The sequence below is a fragment of the Streptomyces sp. SPB074 genome (assembly GCF_000154905.1).
In the GTDB taxonomy this organism is placed as follows: Bacteria; Actinomycetota; Actinomycetes; order Streptomycetales; family Streptomycetaceae; genus Streptomyces.
Map to the genome: position 1 here is coordinate 4,782,871 of NZ_GG770539.1, position 1,230 is coordinate 4,784,100.

Annotated in this window: 1 protein-coding gene and 1 pseudogene; both read right to left on the bottom strand. The window is 73.7% G+C overall.

The genetic code is table 11. The annotated features are described in order from the left end of the window. On the bottom strand, positions 1-632 hold a 632-nt coding region (locus SSBG_RS20115; RefSeq protein ID WP_158677838.1), incomplete at its 3' end, for an LLM class flavin-dependent oxidoreductase. Between the two features lie 71 nt (positions 633-703). Next, positions 704-1,230, bottom strand: a pseudogene (locus SSBG_RS20120) (serine/threonine protein phosphatase); the annotation flags it as partial.

The window sequence follows — 1,230 nt, forward strand, 5'->3', positions numbered from 1 at the left end:
TCCTCCCGCACGACCTCGGGGTCCCACTTCACGACGCTGCTGGTCAGCAGGTTGAGTCCCTGCTCGCCCGCCCACCGCGCCGAGCGCAGGCTCCCGGCCCCGTACCAGAGCCGTTCGGCCAGCCCGGGCGAGTGCGGCTGCACGAGGTCGGAGCGGGCCTCGAAGCCGGTCGTCGCGCCGCCCGCCGTGACGGGGTGGCCGCGCACGCAGGCGAGCAGGCGCGAGACGCGCGCGTAGGAGAAGTCCTCGGCCTCCGCCGTGTCCGGGTACAGCGCGCCCTTGACCTCCTCGTACCGCATCGGCGGGCCGACACTGAGGCCCGGGTTCAGCCGGCCGCCCGAGAGCACGTCGACCGTCGCCCAGTCCTCCGCGAGACGGAGCGGGTTCTCCCAGCCGAGCGGGGTGACGGCGGTCCCGAGCTGGATGCGCGAGGTCCGCTGGCTCGCGGCGGCGAGCACGGCCACGGGGGAGGAGATGCCGTACTGGAGGTGGCGGTGGCGGACCCAGGCGGAGTCGAGCCCGAGCGATTCACCGAGCGTGATGAGGTCCAGGGTGGACTCGTGGCCCGCGCGCGGCGCGGCGGGGTCGAAGAGGCCGATCGTGAGGAAGCCGAGCTTGCTGAGCCGGGGCATGGCGGACTCCGGGAGGGTGAGGGCGGAGGGGAGGGTGAGGGGCGGCGCGGTTCCGGCGGCGTCTCCCGGGATCATTCCGGGTAGCGGAAGCCGTCCAGGGCCGTGTCGAAGGTGGGGCGGTACGTCTGCCACTTGGCGTTCGGCGCCGCGAGGTACAGCTCGTACATCGTGCCGTCCTTCGACTTGAAGGCGAGTTCGGCAGCCCGCGAGCGCACGCCGCCGTCGGTGTACGTGTACTCCCAGTACGCCGCGTCGTGGCCCCGGTACGTCGTGCGGGACATCTTCTCGCGCTGGTAGGCCGCCACACCGTGCGAGGTCTGCGGCTCCTCGGTCTCCTGCCAGTGCTGGAGCGGGTCGCCGGTGTACGTGCTGACGTCGACGCGCAGGTTCGCCGTCATGCCCGGCGCGTACGCGAGGAAGGCGCCCTCGCCCGAGGACCGCTCCTTCCACCCCTTCGGCACCGGCACCGCGACCCGGTCCTCGCTCACCCGCATGAGGACGTAACCCTCCGGCACCGGCGGGACGCCCTGCTTCGCCGGGGACGCCGCCCCGGTGGCCGCGACCGGCTGCTTCGCGTCCGTCGCGCGCCCGTCCCCGG